This window comes from Streptomyces sp. NBC_00009 (genome assembly GCF_045040855.1).
Taxonomy (GTDB): domain Bacteria; phylum Actinomycetota; class Actinomycetes; order Streptomycetales; family Streptomycetaceae; genus Streptomyces; species Streptomyces aureus.
Map to the genome: position 1 here is coordinate 1,371,535 of NZ_CP108312.1, position 15,864 is coordinate 1,387,398.

Genomic DNA, 15,864 nt, shown 5'->3' on the forward strand with positions numbered 1-15,864 from the left:
ACGCTACGGCGCTCCGCGCCGTTACGACCAGATCGGCTTCACCTCCGCCATGAACGGCGGAGCGCTGCCGATGAACCTGGTAGACGAAAGTCGGGGCGCCTGCGCCTGCGACTTCGGTGGGCGCGTCGCGCCGGAAAGCCCGTCTTCCGGCGGGACGCGCCTCGCCCCGCGGCCGATGTGCGTGGGAGGTCCGCGGGGCGAGGTTGTCACCTATGAAGAAGGTTCTGGAGTTCATCGGCGCGATCGCGCTCATTCAGGGCGCGGTCGGCCTGCTGCACGAGTTCACCGGGTGGCTGAGCTGGGGCGTCATCCAGCACCTCGGCTTCCTCGACGGCTACGAGGTGTACGGGAGCATCGCGCTGATCGTGCTCGCGTTCGCCCTGTTCGCCGCATCGGAGACGTCAGGAGCTGACGGCGCCGGTCACCGCGGGCGGTTCAGCAGCCGTAGTCGACGAGGTCGAACGTCGCGTAGTGGTCGCCGGTGTAGTAGTCCTCCTGGGACTGCTCACCGGTGACGATGCGACGGGCGCCGCGGGTCGGGGAGCCGGGGGTGATGACCGTGTACTCGTGGTAGTAGCCGGTGGACTGTGAGGGCAGGACGCCTTCCCGGTTCTGGAAGACGGTGCCGTCCTGGTCGTACGGGTAGGGGCCGCCCTGCTCGATGAGGTCGAGGGTGTCGTGGGCCTGGGAGGGCAGCGCCGAGTAACAGATGTCGCCGACGGCGGTCACGGAGTACGTGACGGGGGCCGGGGCCGCGGTGGCCGAACCGGCGAGGACGGGGCCGCCGATGAGCAGGGCGGCGGCGAGGGCAGTGACACTGGCGATTCGTGGGGGGATTCGCATGACCCCTAGTGTGACGCGCGTAGAGCATGACGTGTCAACGTCAAGTCAGGGGAGTTTTCCGGAAGTTAACCAATCGGAGGCGCCGCTTCAGGCGCGTCCGGGGCGCGTTCGGGGCCCGATCGGCGTGCGTCTCTGGCGGTGGCTCAGGCGGTGGCGCGGCGCCCCCATGCCGTCCCTGCCAGCACGAACACGGCTCCCAACAGGCCCAGCAGCCCCAGGCGTTCGCCGCCGATGACGATGCCGGCCGCCGCGGCCCACAGCGGCTCCGTGCCGAGGAGCAGGCTCACCCGGGACGGTGACGTCCGGTGGACCGCCCACATCTGTACGAAGAAGGCGAAGAGCGTACAGAAGACGGACAGGAAGACGAGCCCCGCCCACTCGCGCGCACCGAAGTCCGCGGCCGCCTCCCACGGTGCGGCGCCGGTCCCCGGCACCCCGCACAGGAGCGCGAACACGACGACGGACGAGCCCAGTTGGACCGTCGTCAGGGGCAGCGCGTCCGCGCCCCGCACGGACTTCATCCGGGCCATGGCGAGGACGTGGATGGTGCGGGCGAGTGCCGCGAGCAGCATCAGGAGGTCGCCGGCGGACGGGGCCGTGAAGCCGCCGCTCTGGGTGAGCAGGACGACGCCCGCCACGGAGACGGCCGCCGCGGCGAGGAACGTCCGGGAAGGCCTGGTCCGGGTCACCGCGGCCTCGGCGAGGGGCGTGAAGATCATGGTGAGGCTGATGATGAGGCCCGCGTTCGTCGCGGAGGTGTGGACGACGCCGTAGGTCTCCAGGAGGAAGATCCCGCTGAGGATCAGCCCGAGGAGTCCCGCCCCGCGCCACTGCGCGGCGCTCAGCCCACGCAGCGCGCCCCGTCCGGCCACGGCGAGCGCCGGAAGGACGGCGCCGAAGCGGAGCACGAGCACCGCGAGGACGGTGGTCTGTGTGGTGATGCCCTTGGCCGCGAGATAGCTGGTTCCCCAGACGACGGCCACGAGGAGAACGGGCAGGTCGGTGAGCCAGGCGCGGCGGGGCGCGGTGACGGTGAGCGTGGTCAAGGTGCGGTCTCCGGCGGCGTACGGCGGGCGTGGAGACGGCGGCGGCTCGCACGGGGGCGGCTCACCGTACCCGCGGCAAGATCGTCCGGGCCAGCGCTTTCCGCCCGCCGGGCCGGCTCGGGTCTTTCGCCTGATCCAGTCGAGAGGCCCTGGGCCCACCCGCACCCGGAATGCATCGGTCTGCCCGCGTGGCCGGGGGCGGCGGCATAGGTGTCCGTTTGCCGCCAGCACCAGGGACCGCCCGTCCATTTACTTGAAGTCATAACAACCGATGACTTCAGGAGGACCCATGAACGGCAAGGCAGTACTCGTCACCGGTGGCAGCCGTGGGATCGGGGCGGCGACCGCGCTGCGGCTCGCCCGTGAGGGCGCGGATGTGGCGGTCACCTACGTGAACGGCAAGGAGGCGGCCGAGGAGGTCGTGCGCCGCATCGAGGCACTGGGGCGGCGCGGCCTCGCCCTGCGCGCCGACTCGGCGGACGCCCACGAGGCGGCCGGGGCGGTGGAGCAGGCGGCGGAGGCGTTCGGCAGGCTCGACGTGCTGGTCAACAACGTGGGGGTGGGAGTGCTCGGACCGCTGGAGGGCTTCTCCCTCGCCGAGATCGACCACGCGCTCGCGGTGAACGTGCGCGGTGTCCTGCTGGCCTCGCAGGCGGCCGCGGCACGGCTGTCCGACGGCGGCAGGATCGTCACCGTCGGCACCTGCATGGCCAAGCGTGTACCGGGTCCCGGCGGGACCGTGTACGCGACGACCAAGGCGGCCCTGATCGGCCTGACGAAGGCGCTGGCGCGCGAGTTGGGCGGCCGCGGCATCACGGCGAACATCGTCCACCCGGGCCCGATCGACACGGACATGAACCCGGCGGACGGCCCCTACGCCCCGGGCCAGACCGCTTCCGTCGCACTGGACCGGTTCGGCACGGCCGACGAGGTGGCGTCGATGGTCGCCTATCTCGCGGGCCCCGAGGCCACCTATGTCACGGGCGCGGAGTTCGCCGTGGACGGCGGGCACGCGGCATGACGTGATGCGCGCGGGGGCGTACCGGTGCTGTCGGGCCGGTACGCCCCCGCGCGGGTCTGCGGGAGGGACGGGATCAGCCGCCGAGCTCCTGGTGGCGGGCCGTCAGGCGGGCCGTGCCCTCGTCGGTCAGCGAGCCGAACAGGCGCAGGCGGGAGATGCCGCCGTCCGGGTAGATGTCCACGCGCGCGTGGGTACCGACCGCGGGGGTGTCGAGCACGAAGCGGTGGTTGGTGTCGGGCTGGAGACGGGTGCGGGGCAGGACCTCGGCCCACTCGCCATCATCGCCGTCCCGCACCGAGACGGACGCCCAACCCGCCGAATTGCCCTTGAGGTAGGCGGTGTCGATCTCCAGGGCGCGGATCTGCGACTGGGCGACCAGGCGGTAGCTGATCCAGTCGTTGCCCTGGTCGCGGCGGCGGCGGGTCTCCCAGCCGTCGTCCATCTTGCGGGAGCGGCCCGGCTGGATGGTGTTGCTCGCGGGCGAGTAGAAGAGGTTGGAGGCGTCCTCGGCGCTGCCGCCGTTCTCCAGGGCGACGACGTCGAAGGTGCCGAGCGTGGCGAGCCACTTGGGGTCGGGCACAACCTCGCCGTGGACGCGCAGGCGGGCGATGCCGCCGTCGGGGTGCTGGTTGACGCGCAGGTGCGTGAAGCGCTGCTCCACGTCGACGGCGAAGCCGTTGGCCGCGTGGCCGCCGACCGCCGTGCGCGGCACGAGCGTCGTCCACTTGACGTCGCCCGACAGGAGCTCCTGCGGGGTGGGAGCGCCTTCCACGGACGCGGCCTCGACGGAGACGGCCTGCGGGTAGTTGCCGCGGAAGTGGGCGGTGTCCACGATGATGCCGCGGATCACGCCGGGGGCGCCGAGCCGGACGAGTGCCCAGTCGTGGTCCTCGGCGGTCGGCCACGGGTGGTCCGCGCCGGTGCCGCGGCGACGGCGGGTCTCCCAGCCGTCCATGATCTTGCCCTTGTGGCCGAAGTGCTCGGGGTCGAACTCGGCGCGCTCGGGCACGAGGAGGTTCTCGCGCTGGGCGAAGAACTCGTCGTTGGCGGCGATGACACCGGCGCCGAGCTGCCGCGCGGCGAGGTCGGCGTACTGCGTGAACGGGAAGTCGGCGGTGCGGTAGTCGGCGTAGGGGTCGCCGCCGCCGTAGGGGTTCGCGTCGCCGGTGAAGCTGGGAATCGCCGTCACAGTGATCAGTTGTTCCTTTCGAGGAGCTTGCCGGCGGGAGCGGTGAACTCGCCCTCGGCGACGATGCGTTCACCGCGCAGCCAGGTCGACTTGACGACGCCGTGCAGCGTCTTGCCCGCGTAGGCGGTGACGCGGTTGCGGTGCTGCAGCTCGGCCGGGTCGACGGTGAACGTCTCCTCGGGGGCGAGGACCGCGAAGTCGGCGTCGCGGCCGGCGGCGATGGCGCCCTTGCGGTCGTCGAGGCCGACCAGCTCCGAGGTGCGCGAGGACATCCAGCGCACCACGTCGTCGAGGGAGTGGCCGCGCCCCCGGGCCTCGGTCCAGATGGCGGAGAGGCTCAGCTGGAGGCCGGAGATGCCGCCCCACGCGGTGGCGAAGTCGTCGGTCTTCAGGTCGGCGGTCGACGGCGAGTGGTCGGTGACGACGCAGTCGATGGTGCCGTCGGCGAGCGCCTGCCACAGCAGGTCCTGGTTGGCGGCCTCGCGGATGGGCGGGCAGCACTTGAACTCGCTCGCGCCGTCCGGGACTTCCTCGGCGGTGAGCGTGAGGTAGTGCGGGCACGTCTCGACGGTGAGCTTGACGCCCTCGGCCTTGGCCTCGGCGATCAGCGGCAGCGCGTCGGAGGAGGACAGGTGCAGGATGTGGACGCGGGCGCCGATCCGCTTGGCGGTGTCGATGAGCCCCTTGATCGCGACGTCCTCGGAGATCCGCGGCCGGGTCGCGAGGTAGTCGCCGTACTTGGGACCGCTGTTGTGCGGGGCGACGTCCAGCTCGTGCGGGTCCTCGGCGTGCACGATGAGCAGGCCGCCGAAGCCGGCGATCTCAGCCATGGAGGCGGTGAGCTGGTCACCGTTCAGGTGCGGGAACTCGTCCACGCCGGACGGCGAGAGGAAGCACTTGAAGCCGAAGACGCCGGCGTCGTGCAGCGGGCGCAGGTCCTTGACGTTGTCGGGCAGCGCGCCGCCCCAGAAGCCGACGTCGATGTGCGCCTTGGCGGCGGCGACGTCCTGCTTGGTGCGGAGGTTGGCCGCGGTCGTCGTCGGCGGCAGCGAGTTGAGCGGCATGTCGACGATCGTGGTGATGCCGCCGGCCGCCGCGGCGCGGGTGGCCGTCCAGAAGCCCTCCCACTCCGTGCGCCCCGGGTCGTTCACGTGGACATGGGTGTCCACGAGGCCGGGCATGAGGACATCGTCACCGAAGTCCTCGAGCCGGGCGCCGGCCGGCACGTCCGCGTCGTGCGGAAGGACGGCGGCGATCTTTCCCCCGACGACGGCGACCGACGCGGGCCGCGTGCCTTCGGGGGTGATGACGCGGGTCGAGCGCAGCACCAGTTCGACGTCGGACACCCGAGCCCCTCTCAGTAAATTCAACGTTCTGTTGAAGGAGTTTTCACTCCCGTCCAGGGTCCGTCAAGACCCGCCTCGTACGGGACGACACCGTCCTGGACGTTTCCACAAAGTGGAATTAGAATTCCGTAAGCCAGAACGTAGCTATCTACGACGACACCGTCAAGAGAGCACGGGTATGGCCCGGCGACACCCGGACAAAGGCGCCCTGACCGGCCGGAACAACCCGGGCCGTGCCACACCCCCCGCAGTGACCGCCGGGTAGGCTGCAGCCTTGCCCTTCCGCCCCGAAAGGAACGCGCCCGTGCCGACGTCAAGCGCCAGCACCAAGTCCTCTGGCCCTTCCGCCCCGACCGGCGGAGTCCAGTCCCTCGAGCGCGCCTTCGACCTCCTGGAGCGGATGGCCGACGCCGGGGGCGAGGTGGGTCTCAGCGAGCTCTCCGCGAGCAGTGGCCTTCCCCTGCCGACGATCCACCGCCTGATGCGCACCCTGGTCGCCTGCGGCTACGTGCGCCAGCAGACCAACAGGCGCTACTCGCTCGGCCCCCGCCTGATCCGCCTCGGCGAGTCCGCCTCCCGCCTGCTCGGCACCTGGGCCCGCCCCTATCTCGCCCGCCTCGTCGAGGTGACCGGCGAGACGGCGAACATGGCGCTGCTCGACGGGGACGAGATCGTGTACGTCGCGCAGGTGCCGTCCAAGCACTCGATGCGGATGTTCACCGAGGTGGGCCGGCGCGTCCTGCCGCACTCGACAGGCGTGGGCAAGGCCCTCCTCGCCCACACCCCGGCCGACGAGGTCCGCGCGCTGCTCGCGCGGACCGGCATGCCGGCCGCCACGGAGAAGACGATCACGACGCCCGAAGGCTTCCTCGACGCGCTCGCCGAGGTGCGCACCGCCGGGTACGCGGTCGACGACAACGAGCAGGAGATCGGTGTGCGCTGCCTCGCCGTCTCCGTGCCCAACTCCCCCACGGCCGCCGCGATCTCGATCTCGGGCCCGGCGGGACGCGTCACCGACGCGGCGACCGAGAAGATCGTGCCGGTGCTTCAGCAGGTCGCCGAGGAGCTGTCGGTGGCGCTGTCGAGCTCCGGGGTCGGCGTGTAGCGGGCACCGCCCGCAGCGTCACGGGACGGGCCGGCCTTCGTGAGCCGCCCGTCCACCATTTCGCACACCTCGTCCGCCACCGCGAGATGCGCCCGGTCGTGCGTGACCAGGACCGTCGCGGTGCCGCGCTCCCTCGTGAGACGGGCGAGCAGATCCAGTACGGCCGCCCCGCGCTCGTGGTCGAGGGCGCTCGTCGGCTCGTCCACGAGCAGGACCGACGGCTCGTTCATCAGGGCGCGGGCGATGTTGACGCGCTGGCGCTGACCGCCGGACAGCTGGTGAGGCCTGCGGCGCGCCTGGTCCGTGAGCCCGACCGCGGCCAGCAACTCCCCTGCCCGCTCCCGTACTTCGCGCGGTTTGCGGCCGTCCAGGTGGCCCATGACCTGGAGCTGTTCGAGGGCGGTCAGGGACGGCAGCAGGTTGGGCTGCTGGAAGACGATGCCGAGGGAGCGGCGGCGCAGCTCGGCGCGTTCGGCGGGGCCGATCGAGTCCGTCGGCGTGCCGCCCACCGTCACGGTGCCGCTGTCGGGCGTGACCAGCGTCGCCGCGACCGCGAGGAGGCTGGACTTGCCCGAGCCGGACGGGCCGACGACCGCGGTGACCGTGCCGGCCGGGACATGCAGCGTGACGTTGTCGAGTGCCGTGATGCGGCCGTCGCCGTCCGGGTAGGTCAGGGTGATCTCGTCGAGGTCGAGGCTCATCGGGCGCTCCCGAGTGCGGTGAGGGGGTCGACGGCGGTGATGCGCCGGATGGACAGGGCGGCGCCGGCCGCGCCGAGGACGGTCATGACGGCGGCCGGGCCGAGCGTGGTGAGCGGCTCCATGACGAACGGCACGCTGTCGGGCACGAACGCGCCGATGAGGGCCGCGAGCGCCGTGCCGAGGGCCGTACCGCCGACGAGCATGACCACGGCCTGCCCGAGCGCGTCCTTGAGCAGATAGGGCGTCGAGGAGCCGAGGGCCTTGAGGACCGCGATGTCACCGCTGCGCTGGATCGTCCACACGGTGAAGAACGCGCCGATGACCATCGCCGAGATGACGAAGAGGAAGCCCCGCATCAGCTGGAGCGAGCCGTTCTCGGCCTGGTAGGACCCTATGGCCTCCAGCGCCCCGTCGACGGTCCGCGTCTCGGTGCCCGCCGCACGGTCCGCGGCGCCGAGGTCGGCGCCGTCCCCGGTGCGCAGGGCGATCACGGTCGCCTGCTCCCCGGAGCGCTGCCCGCCCGGCGCCACGCTCTGCCAGTCGCCGAGGTCGATCCAGACGACAGGCGTGTGGCTGTACGAGGCGTCGCCCGCGACTGCGCTCACCGTGAGGGACGTACCCGACAGGGCGATACGGTCACCGGGCCGCGCGCCCAGATCGTCCGCCGCCTGCTGGGACAGGACGGCCGTGCCCGGAGCCGTCGTGTCGGGCGCGAGACCCGAGCGGGGCCGCACGCCGAACGCGGACACGGCCGCCGTGTGCCGGCCCGCTGCGGCGTTGACGGTGCTGATACCGAGCGGCTGGGCGCTGTCGACCCCCGGGCGCGCGGCGAGTGCGCGCCACTGCTCGGCCCCGACCGTCGACCCGGTGAACGACACCGCCCGGCCGTCCGGGGGCCGGGCGAAGGCCAGGTGGTCGGCGGACAGCCCGGTCAGCGCCGAGGTGTTGTCCCGGGCCAGGCCCGCGGTCAGGCCGGACAGCAGGCCGACGAGCAGCGTGATCAGCACGACCACGCTTCCCATCAGCGCGAACCGGCCCTTGGCGAACCGTAGATCTCTCCATGCGACGAACATGGTTCCCAGCCTGCGGCCGGGCCCCCTTCCCGGGCATCGCGCCACAGCACGCTTCACCCGAATCGAAGGAAGGAGCCACCTTTCAAACTTTCGGTTGACCGCGGGCCGGGATCTTCTGCCTACGCTGGTGACGGTATGGATCCACGTTCTCTGACCCCCGTTCTGCGCGTCCTGCGCCTGTGCCTGCATCTGCTGATGGCCGGGCTGCTCGTGCTGGTCGCCGGCCGGGCGTCGGCCGGGGACTCCACGGGGGCGGGCGCCGTGGTGGCCGCCGCGGTCGTGATGGCCGTCGTGTACGGCGCGGGCCCGCTGATCCCGGCCGTACGGGGCACGCGGGCCGGGGCCGCGCTGTGGCTCGGAGCGCTGTGCGCGGTGTGGCTGGTGCTCCTCGTCCTCTCCCCCGACGGCCTGTGGCTGGCGTTCCCGCTGTACTTCCTCCAGCTGCATCTGCTGCCCGCCCGCTGGGGCGTGCCCGCCGTGACGCTCACCGCGGGCGCCGCCATCGCCTCGTACGTACTCCATGGGCAGCCGCTCAACCCGGGGGCCTTCATAGGGCCCCTCCTCGGCGCGGCCGTGGCCGTGGCGACGGTCATCGGCTACCAGACGCTGTACCGCGAGAGCGAGCGCAGGCGGCGCCTGATCGAGGAGCTGATCGCGACGCGCGCCGAACTCGCCGCCGCGGAGCGCACGGCGGGCACCCTCGCCGAGCGGGAGCGCCTGGCCCGCGAGATCCACGACACCCTCGCGCAGGGCCTGTCCTCGATCCAGCTCCTGCTGCGCGCGGCCCAGCGCGCGCTGCCGCCGCAGTCCCCGGCCGCCCCGCACATCGAGCAGGCGCGCGCGGCCGCCCAGGACAACCTGGCGGAGGCCCGCCGTTTCGTACGGGCCCTGTCCCCGCCGGACCTGGAGAACGGGTCACTCGCCGGGGCCCTGGAGCGGCTGTGCACGACGGCTCCCGGGCTCACCGTCCGCTTCACGGAGAGCGGCACGCCGGCCGGGCTGCCGACGCCGTACGAGGTCGCGCTGCTGCGGATCGCGCAGTCGGCGCTCGCGAACACCGTGCGGCACGCGGGGGCGCACCGCGCCGAGATCACCCTCAGCTTCATGGACACGGCCGTGGCCCTCGACATCGTGGACGACGGCCGCGGCTTCGACCCCGTGTCGGCCCCGGCCGGTGACGGCGGGTTCGGCCTGCCCGCGATGCGCTCACGTGCCGAGTCCCTCGGGGGCACGTTCACGGTGGAGTCGGCGCCGGGTCAGGGCACGGCGGTCGCGATCACGCTCCCGCTCCCTCTTCCGGTGACAGGGGCGGCATGACCATCCGGCTCCTGCTCGCCGACGACCACCCCGTCGTACGCGCCGGGCTCCGCGCGGTCCTCGACGCCGAACCCGACTTCGAGATCGCCGCGGAGGCCGCCACGGCGGAGCGGGCCGTGGAGCTCGCCGCGGCCGGCGGGGTCGACGTCGTCCTCATGGACCTCCAGTTCGGCGCCGGGATGCACGGCTCGGAGGCGACCGCGGCCATCGCGGCGAGGCCCGGTGCGCCGCGCGTCCTCGTCCTGACCACCTACGACACGGACGCGGACATCCTGGCCGCGGTGGAGGCGGGCGCGTCCGGATATCTGCTGAAGGACGCGCCGCCGGAGGAGCTCGCGGCAGCGGTCCGCACGGCCGCCTCCGGCCAGTCCGCCCTGGCGCCCGCGATCGCGCACCGCCTGATGGACCGCATGCGGGCCCCGGCCGAGGCGCTCAGCCGCCGCGAGCTGGAGGTCCTCCAGCTCGTCAGGGACGGCCTGTCGAACCAGCGGATCAGCAAGGAACTGTTCCTCAGCCAGGCGACGGTGAAGTCCCATCTGGTGCACATCTACACCAAGTTGGGCGTCGATTCACGCACGGCGGCGGTCGCCGCGGCCACCGCACGCGGCCTGATGCGCCGCTGACCCGCCGTCCAGCCTGCCGGACCCGCCGCCGCGACGTCACCTGCGGTCACCCGCCGCAGCCCGTGCCGCGCAGGCGGCGGCGCGGGCACGGTCAGCACCGGGCAGCCGGCGCGCGCCACGACCGAACCGAAGATCCGCCCCGCACGCAGCGGCAGCCACCGCATGCGGGCTCATGCGGCGCTGGGGCCCCCGTTCACCCGGCCGGACCCGCCGCCGCGAAGTCGTGTGCGCTCGCCCGGCGCAGCGCGCGCAGCTCGTGCCGTGCCAGCGGCGGCGCGGGCACGGTCAGGACCGGGCAGCCGGCGTGTGCGACGACGTAGCGGTGGATCCGCCCGCGCCGCATGCGGCGTGGATGGACACCGATGACGAGCAGGTCGTCCGGGCCCGCCACCGCGTCGCGCAGGGCCCGGCCCGGCTTGGCCCTGACCACACGGCGTACCAGGTCCACGTCCCGGGGCGGCCCGCCGAGCGCCTCGGCGAAGGCGCGGTCGAGGCGGGCGCGGGCCTCGCCGTGCCAGTGCCGGGCCCACTGCCGGTCGGGGCGGCGGGCGTACAGGCCCTCGCCCTCGGGCGGCTCCCAGGCGAGGACAGCGACGAGGACCCGGCCCGAGCGGCGCGCCTGCTCGGCGGCCGCGCGCAGCGCCGCGAGCCCGCCGAGCGAGTCGCTCACCCCGACGACGACCTGCCCGGCCACCGACTCGGGGCGCCGGGCCGCAACCCCGGTCACGGCTTCCTCCCCTTGCGCCGCTTCCCGTTCACGAGCGCGCGGACCCAGTCGCCCGCCGGCCGCACGGTGCGCGCTTCCGCGCGGCGCTGCACCTCCCGTTCGAAACGGTCCGTGACACAGCCCGCCCCGTACCCGTCCATGGCATGCCTCCTCAGCCGCTCCCCAGGCCAAAGCCCCTGACCTCTGTCGAGTCTGTACGCTGATTGGCCTGGACAGCAGGGCCAATAACGGAGAGTTGGCATGGCAGGCAATCGAGTGGTCCACGCCTTGAACACCCCTGGCACGGACAGCATGAACAGATCCCTGGGCAGCCGCCGCCTCGCCGCCCTCCTGGCGGTGACCGCCGGGGAGAGGCCCGGCTACCGCGCCCTCGCCCAGGGCGTGCGCACCCTGCTGCTCGACGGTCGTATCCCGCTGCACACCCGGCTGCCCGCCGAGCGCGAGCTGGCCACGGCACTCGGTGTCAGCCGCGCCACGGTCACCGCCGCCTACGACCTGCTGCGCGAGGGCGGCTACGCGCGCAGCAGGCGCGGCGCGGGTACCTGGACCGAGCTGCCCGAGGGGCAGCGGCCCGCCAGCGTGGCCGTCTTCCCCGCGGGCGACGACGTGATCGACCTCGCCGTCGCGGCGCCCGGCGCGCCCGAGGCGGAACTCGCCGACGCGCTCGCCGCCGCGAGCACACTGCTGCCCCGGCACGCGTCGACGCCCGGCTACCACCCGTACGGGCTTCCCGAGCTGCGGGCCGCGGTCGCCGAGCGGTTCACGCGGCGCGGCCTGCCGACGCTCCCCGAGCAGATCCTCATCACCTCGGGCGCCCAGCAGGCGGTGTCGCTCACCCTGGGGCTCCTCGCCAGGGCGGGCGACCGCGTCCTGGTCGAGAACCCGTCGTACCCGAACGCCCTGGACGCGCTGAACAGGGGCGGGATGCGGGCCACGCCGGTGCCGGTCACGGACGGCGGCTGGGACACGGACCTTTTCGAGTCGGCGCTGCGCCAGACCGCGCCGCGGCTCGCCTATCTGATCCCGGACTTCCACAACCCGACCGGGCGGCTGATGCCGCGCGAGCAGCGGGTGCGGCTCCTCGAGGCGGCGCGGGCGACCGGGACCTGGCTGGTCGTGGACGAGACGGTCGCCGACATCGCGCTGGACGTGCCGGCGCCCGCGCCGTTCGCCTCGCTCGCGGCACACGGCGCGGGCGAACAGGTCGTCACCGTGGGCTCGTTGAGCAAGTCGCACTGGGGCGGGCTGCGCATCGGCTGGGTGCGGGCCGGGTCGCGGCTCATCACGGAACTGGCCACGGCACGGGTGCCGTTCGACATGTCGGGTTCCGTGCTCGACCAGCTCGTCGCGCTGCGGCTGCTCGACCGGATGGACGAGGTCCTGAGCGAGCGCCTGCCGCGGATGCGGGCCCAGCGGGACGCGCTCGCCGAGGACCTGGCGCGTGAACTGCCGGAGTGGCGCTGGCAGTTGCCGCCCGGCGGCCTGTCGCTCTGGATCGACCTGGGCCGCCCGATCGCCTCCGCTCTCGCCCGGGCCGCACTGCGGCACGGGGTACGCATCGAGGGCGGCTCCCGCTTCGGCGCGGACCCGGGCACGCACGAGCACCGGCTGCGCTTCCCGTACACCCAGCCGCCCGAGGTCGCCAGGGAGGCGGTGCGCCGCCTGGCGCAGACGCTCGCGGACGGCCTCGGCACGACCGGTGACGAGCCGGGCCGGCCCCACTGGGTGGCGTAACTCCGGACCGAGGGCCTTCAACTCACGCACGAGGGCCGGGCTGAGAGGCCGTCAACTCGCGTACGGGGTCAGCGCAGTGGCGGACCGCCGAACAGCTCCACCGCGTTCCGCACGTCCCCGAGGCCCTTCGCCAGGGCGCTGACCGAGCCGATCGCGCCCGCGATGAGCAGCAGGGAGCGGCGCAGGCGCGGGATCTCGGGGAGACCCCCGGCGGCCATCGCGTCCAGGGCGGCCAGTTCGTCCTCGGCGACCGCCCGGTCGGGGAACTCGGCCGGATGGGCGGCCAGTTCACGACGCAGCCTGGACACCGCGGTGCGTAACTCCGTCACCCGCGGATCCTCTTCGCTGACCGCCACCAGCTTCTGCCCCACGCTCCGCAACACAGCCCTCCCCCTCGCACGCCTTTGTGCGACCGCAGACGTGCGCGTTCCGCACGCCGTACGCCTTCTGCGGCCCCGGCGGGGCGTTGGCCGGACGCGCCGCATCGGGGTCGCCGGCCAGTAAACGCCACTTTCTGCCGCGCCCGCCACCGTGCCGACCGAATTCCGGCCTCACGAGTGTCCCGGCGGTCGGCGCGCGGGGCACCCGGTGAGGTATCCAGGCTTCATGACACACGCAACGGATGACGCTCCGGTGACGGGACTGCTGCTCGCGGCGGGCGGCGGACGCAGGCTCGGCGGGCGGCCGAAGGCGCTCCTGACGCACCGCGGGCGCCCCCTGGTGGAGCACGCGGTGGCGGTGCTGCGCGCGGGCGGCTGCGAGCGCGTCCACGTCGTGCTCGGCGCGGCCGCCGGCGACGTACGGGCGCGGGCGGACCTCACGGGGTGCGTGCTCGTGGAGAACCCGGCGTGGGAGGAGGGCATGGGGTCGTCGCTGCGGGCGGGCCTCGGCTCGCTCGCCGGGACGGGGGCGTCGGCCGCGCTCGTACTCCTTGTGGACCAACCGGGCATCGGGGCGCCTGCGGTGGCTCGGGTCCGGGCCGCGTACCGGTCGGCGGGGTCGCTCGCGGCGGCCGCGTACGACGGGGAACGCGGGCATCCGGTCCTGTTCGGGGCGGACCACTGGCCGGGAATCGTGGCGAGCGCGGCCGGGGACCGCGGGGCGCGCGCGTACCTCAAGGAGCACGCGTCGGAGCTCACGCTCGTGGAGTGCGGCGATGTGGCCGATGACTACGACATCGACACCGAGGCCGACCTGAAGCACCTTGAGTGAGGGACATGAACGGGGCGTGAGGAGCCTGGCACCGAGCGCCACGTTATGTCGACCCAGAGAATCTCGACATCAACAAACCCTTGAACTTCCACAATGAGGAAACTAATATCCACTGCTCAGAAGGGCCGGTCCCCCCGCGCGGGGTCCGTAGTCGTATTCCGGCGCCCACGGCACTCGGTGCCGCCCGCGCCCGTTCGCTGAAGGAAGTGACAGCTCATGTCCGCACCAGCGCCGTCCCCGCTGGCCATCGTCGACGCAGAGCCCCTGCCCAGGCAGGAAGAGGTGCTCACGGACGCGGCCCTCGCCTTCGTGGCCGAGCTGCACCGGCTGTTCACGCCCCGGCGTGACGAGCTCCTCACCCGCCGCGCGGAGCGTCGCGCCGAGATCGCCCGCACCTCCACGCTCGACTTCCTCCCGGAGACCGCTCACATCCGCGAGGACACCACCTGGCGCGTCGCGCCCGCCCCGGCCGCGCTGAACGACCGCCGCGTCGAGATCACCGGTCCCACCGACCGCAAGATGACCATCAACGCCCTCAACTCGGGCGCCAAGGTCTGGCTCGCGGACTTCGAGGACGCCTCGGCCCCCACCTGGGAGAACGTCGTCCTGGGCCAGGTCAACCTGGTCGACGCCTACACGCGCAACATCGACTTCACTGACGAGCGCACCGGCAAGTCGTACGCCCTCAAGGGCAACGACGAGCTCGCGACCGTCGTGATGCGCCCGCGCGGCTGGCACCTGGACGAGCGCCACCTGAAGGACGAGGCCGGCCGCCCCGTTCCCGGCGCGCTCGTCGACTTCGGCCTGTACTTCTTCCACAACGCCAAGCGCCTGATCGAGCTCGGCAAGGGCCCGTACTTCTACCTCCCGAAGACGGAGTCGCACCTGGAGGCCCGCCTCTGGAACGAGATCTTCGTCTTCGCGCAGGACTACGTCGGGATCCCACAGGGCACCGTCCGCGCGACCGTCCTGATCGAGACGATCACGGCCGCGTACGAGATGGACGAGATCCTCTACGAGCTCCGCGACCACGCCGCCGGCCTGAACGCGGGCCGCTGGGACTACCTGTTCTCCATCGTCAAGAACTTCCGTGACGGCGGCGCCAAGTTCGTCCTGCCGGACCGCAACCTGGTCACGATGACGGCCCCGTTCATGCGCGCTTACACCGAACTCCTCGTCCGCACCTGCCACAAGCGGGGCGCGCACGCGATCGGCGGCATGGCGGCGTTCATCCCGTCGCGGCGCGACGCCGAGGTCAACAAGGTCGCGTTCGAGAAGGTCAAGAACGACAAGGACCGCGAGGCCGGCGACGGCTTCGACGGCTCGTGGGTCGCCCACCCCGACCTGGTCCCGATCGCGATGGCGTCCTTCGACGCGGTCCTCGGCGACAAGCCGAACCAGAAGGAGCGCCTGCGCGAGGACGTGTCCGTCGCGCCCGGCGACCTGATCGCGATCGACTCCCTCGACGCCAGGCCCACCTACGACGGCCTGGTCAACGCCGTCCAGGTCGGCATCCGCTACATCGAGGCGTGGCTGCGCGGCCTCGGCGCCGTCGCCATCTTCAACCTGATGGAGGACGCGGCCACCGCCGAGATCTCCCGCTCGCAGATCTGGCAGTGGATCAACGCCGGTGTCGTCTTCGAGGGCGGCGAGCACTCCGGCACGACCGTCACGGCCGACCTGGCCCGCGAGGTCGCGGCCCAGGAGCTCGCGAACATCAAGGCCGAGATCGGCGAGGAGGCCTTCGCGGCCGGCAAGTGGCAGCAGGCCCACGACCTCCTCCTCCAGGTCTCCCTGGACGCGGACTACGCGGACTTCCTGACGCTGCCCGCGTACGAGCAGCTGCGCTGAGCCGACCCGGACATGACGACGCCCCCGGCACCGCACAGCGCCGGGGGCGTCGTCGTGGACGCCCCGTAAGGGGCGC

General features: G+C 72.8%; 16 protein-coding genes. 7 read left to right on the forward strand and 9 right to left on the reverse strand.

The features are described 5' to 3' along the window. Window positions 1-435: 435 nt before the first annotated feature. Both OHA58_RS06210 and OHA58_RS06215 read right to left on the reverse strand, forming a co-directional pair. On the reverse strand, window positions 436-843 hold the full coding sequence (locus tag OHA58_RS06210; protein WP_329569115.1) for a ribonuclease domain-containing protein: 408 nt from the start codon (window positions 841-843) through the stop codon (window positions 436-438). Between the two features lie 143 nt (window positions 844-986). After that, entirely contained in the window at window positions 987-1,889 is a 903-nt protein-coding gene (locus OHA58_RS06215) for a DMT family transporter (RefSeq protein WP_405477193.1), read from the reverse strand. Window positions 1,890-2,178: 289 nt separating this feature from the next. On the opposite strand from OHA58_RS06215, the gene OHA58_RS06220 reads away from it, so the two are divergent. Further along, window positions 2,179-2,910 carry an SDR family oxidoreductase gene (locus tag OHA58_RS06220; RefSeq protein WP_405477195.1) on the forward strand — a complete coding sequence of 244 codons (732 nt, stop codon included), beginning with the start codon at window positions 2,179-2,181 and terminating at the stop codon, window positions 2,908-2,910. A gap of 73 nt (window positions 2,911-2,983) precedes the next feature. Here the strand turns inward: OHA58_RS06220 and alc are convergent, their stop codons facing one another. Beyond that, on the reverse strand, window positions 2,984-4,099 hold the full coding sequence (gene alc, locus OHA58_RS06225; protein ID WP_405477197.1) for an allantoicase: 1,116 nt from the start codon (window positions 4,097-4,099) through the stop codon (window positions 2,984-2,986). 5 nt (window positions 4,100-4,104) lie between these two features. Next, the gene (allB, locus tag OHA58_RS06230) at window positions 4,105-5,445 is read right to left on the reverse strand and encodes an allantoinase AllB (protein ID WP_405477199.1); all 1,341 of its coding nucleotides are present in this window, start codon (window positions 5,443-5,445) and stop codon (window positions 4,105-4,107) included. A gap of 304 nt (window positions 5,446-5,749) precedes the next feature. Here allB and OHA58_RS06235 point away from each other — a divergent pair, with 304 nt between their 5' ends. After that, a complete protein-coding gene (locus tag OHA58_RS06235) occupies window positions 5,750-6,550 on the forward strand; it encodes an IclR family transcriptional regulator (protein WP_389523554.1) in 801 nt (266 codons plus the stop codon). Here the strand turns inward: OHA58_RS06235 and OHA58_RS06240 are convergent. Continuing rightward, window positions 6,493-7,251 carry an ABC transporter ATP-binding protein gene (locus OHA58_RS06240; protein ID WP_405477201.1) on the reverse strand — a complete coding sequence of 253 codons (759 nt, stop codon included), beginning with the start codon at window positions 7,249-7,251 and terminating at the stop codon, window positions 6,493-6,495. The two genes, OHA58_RS06235 and OHA58_RS06240, sit on opposite strands and share 58 nt — an antisense overlap. Next, window positions 7,248-8,324, reverse strand: a complete 1,077-nt coding sequence (locus OHA58_RS06245; protein WP_405477203.1) for an ABC transporter permease — start codon at window positions 8,322-8,324, stop codon at window positions 7,248-7,250. Before OHA58_RS06245 ends, OHA58_RS06240 begins: the two co-directional genes overlap by 4 nt. 135 nt (window positions 8,325-8,459) lie before the next feature. Between OHA58_RS06245 and OHA58_RS06250 the strand changes: the two genes are divergently transcribed. Further along, window positions 8,460-9,641, forward strand: coding sequence for a sensor histidine kinase (locus OHA58_RS06250; protein ID WP_405477205.1), 1,182 nt, complete (start codon window positions 8,460-8,462; stop codon window positions 9,639-9,641). Continuing rightward, window positions 9,638-10,264 carry a response regulator gene (locus OHA58_RS06255; protein WP_405477206.1) on the forward strand — a complete coding sequence of 209 codons (627 nt, stop codon included), beginning with the start codon at window positions 9,638-9,640 and terminating at the stop codon, window positions 10,262-10,264. The genes OHA58_RS06250 and OHA58_RS06255 overlap by 4 nt, the downstream gene beginning before the upstream one ends. Before the next feature lie 193 nt (window positions 10,265-10,457). Here the strand turns inward: OHA58_RS06255 and OHA58_RS06260 are convergent, their stop codons facing one another. Together OHA58_RS06260 and OHA58_RS06265 are read right to left on the reverse strand one after the other, a co-directional pair. Continuing rightward, entirely contained in the window at window positions 10,458-10,991 is a 534-nt protein-coding gene (locus OHA58_RS06260; RefSeq protein WP_405477208.1) for a universal stress protein, read from the reverse strand. Then, window positions 10,988-11,131, reverse strand: coding sequence for a hypothetical protein (locus OHA58_RS06265; protein WP_405477210.1), 144 nt, complete (start codon window positions 11,129-11,131; stop codon window positions 10,988-10,990). The genes OHA58_RS06260 and OHA58_RS06265 overlap by 4 nt, the downstream gene beginning before the upstream one ends. A gap of 100 nt (window positions 11,132-11,231) precedes the next feature. Between OHA58_RS06265 and OHA58_RS06270 the strand changes: the two genes are divergently transcribed. After that, window positions 11,232-12,725: a PLP-dependent aminotransferase family protein gene (locus OHA58_RS06270; protein WP_405477212.1), complete on the forward strand. Its 1,494-nt coding sequence runs from the start codon at window positions 11,232-11,234 to the stop codon at window positions 12,723-12,725. A gap of 68 nt (window positions 12,726-12,793) precedes the next feature. Here the strand turns inward: OHA58_RS06270 and OHA58_RS06275 are convergent, their stop codons facing one another. Beyond that, on the reverse strand, window positions 12,794-13,108 hold the full coding sequence (locus OHA58_RS06275; RefSeq protein ID WP_227298110.1) for a DUF5955 family protein: 315 nt from the start codon (window positions 13,106-13,108) through the stop codon (window positions 12,794-12,796). Window positions 13,109-13,331: 223 nt separating this feature from the next. Between OHA58_RS06275 and OHA58_RS06280 the strand changes: the two genes are divergently transcribed. Further along, window positions 13,332-13,937, forward strand: a complete 606-nt coding sequence (locus OHA58_RS06280) for an NTP transferase domain-containing protein (protein WP_405477214.1) — start codon at window positions 13,332-13,334, stop codon at window positions 13,935-13,937. A gap of 216 nt (window positions 13,938-14,153) precedes the next feature. Beyond that, complete coding sequence (gene aceB, locus OHA58_RS06285; protein ID WP_405477216.1) at window positions 14,154-15,788, forward strand: malate synthase A; 1,635 nt, start codon at window positions 14,154-14,156, stop codon at window positions 15,786-15,788. Window positions 15,789-15,864: the final 76 nt, after the last annotated feature.

Excerpts from the sequence above, each read along its gene's own strand:
- OHA58_RS06210 (WP_329569115.1), bottom strand. The coding sequence starts at position 843 with ATGCGAATCCCCCCACGAATCGCCAGTGTCACTGCCCTCGCCGCCGCC.
- OHA58_RS06220 (WP_405477195.1), top strand. The coding sequence starts at position 2,179 with ATGAACGGCAAGGCAGTACTCGTCACCGGTGGCAGCCGTGGGATCGGG.
- OHA58_RS06240 (WP_405477201.1), bottom strand. The coding sequence starts at position 7,251 with ATGAGCCTCGACCTCGACGAGATCACCCTGACCTACCCGGACGGCGAC.
- OHA58_RS06245 (WP_405477203.1), bottom strand. The coding sequence starts at position 8,324 with ATGTTCGTCGCATGGAGAGATCTACGGTTCGCCAAGGGCCGGTTCGCG.
- OHA58_RS06250 (WP_405477205.1), top strand. The coding sequence starts at position 8,460 with ATGGATCCACGTTCTCTGACCCCCGTTCTGCGCGTCCTGCGCCTGTGC.
- OHA58_RS06255 (WP_405477206.1), top strand. The coding sequence starts at position 9,638 with ATGACCATCCGGCTCCTGCTCGCCGACGACCACCCCGTCGTACGCGCC.
- OHA58_RS06265 (WP_405477210.1), bottom strand. The coding sequence starts at position 11,131 with ATGGACGGGTACGGGGCGGGCTGTGTCACGGACCGTTTCGAACGGGAG.
- OHA58_RS06270 (WP_405477212.1), top strand. The coding sequence starts at position 11,232 with ATGGCAGGCAATCGAGTGGTCCACGCCTTGAACACCCCTGGCACGGAC.
- OHA58_RS06280 (WP_405477214.1), top strand. The coding sequence starts at position 13,332 with ATGACACACGCAACGGATGACGCTCCGGTGACGGGACTGCTGCTCGCG.
- aceB (WP_405477216.1), top strand. The coding sequence starts at position 14,154 with ATGTCCGCACCAGCGCCGTCCCCGCTGGCCATCGTCGACGCAGAGCCC.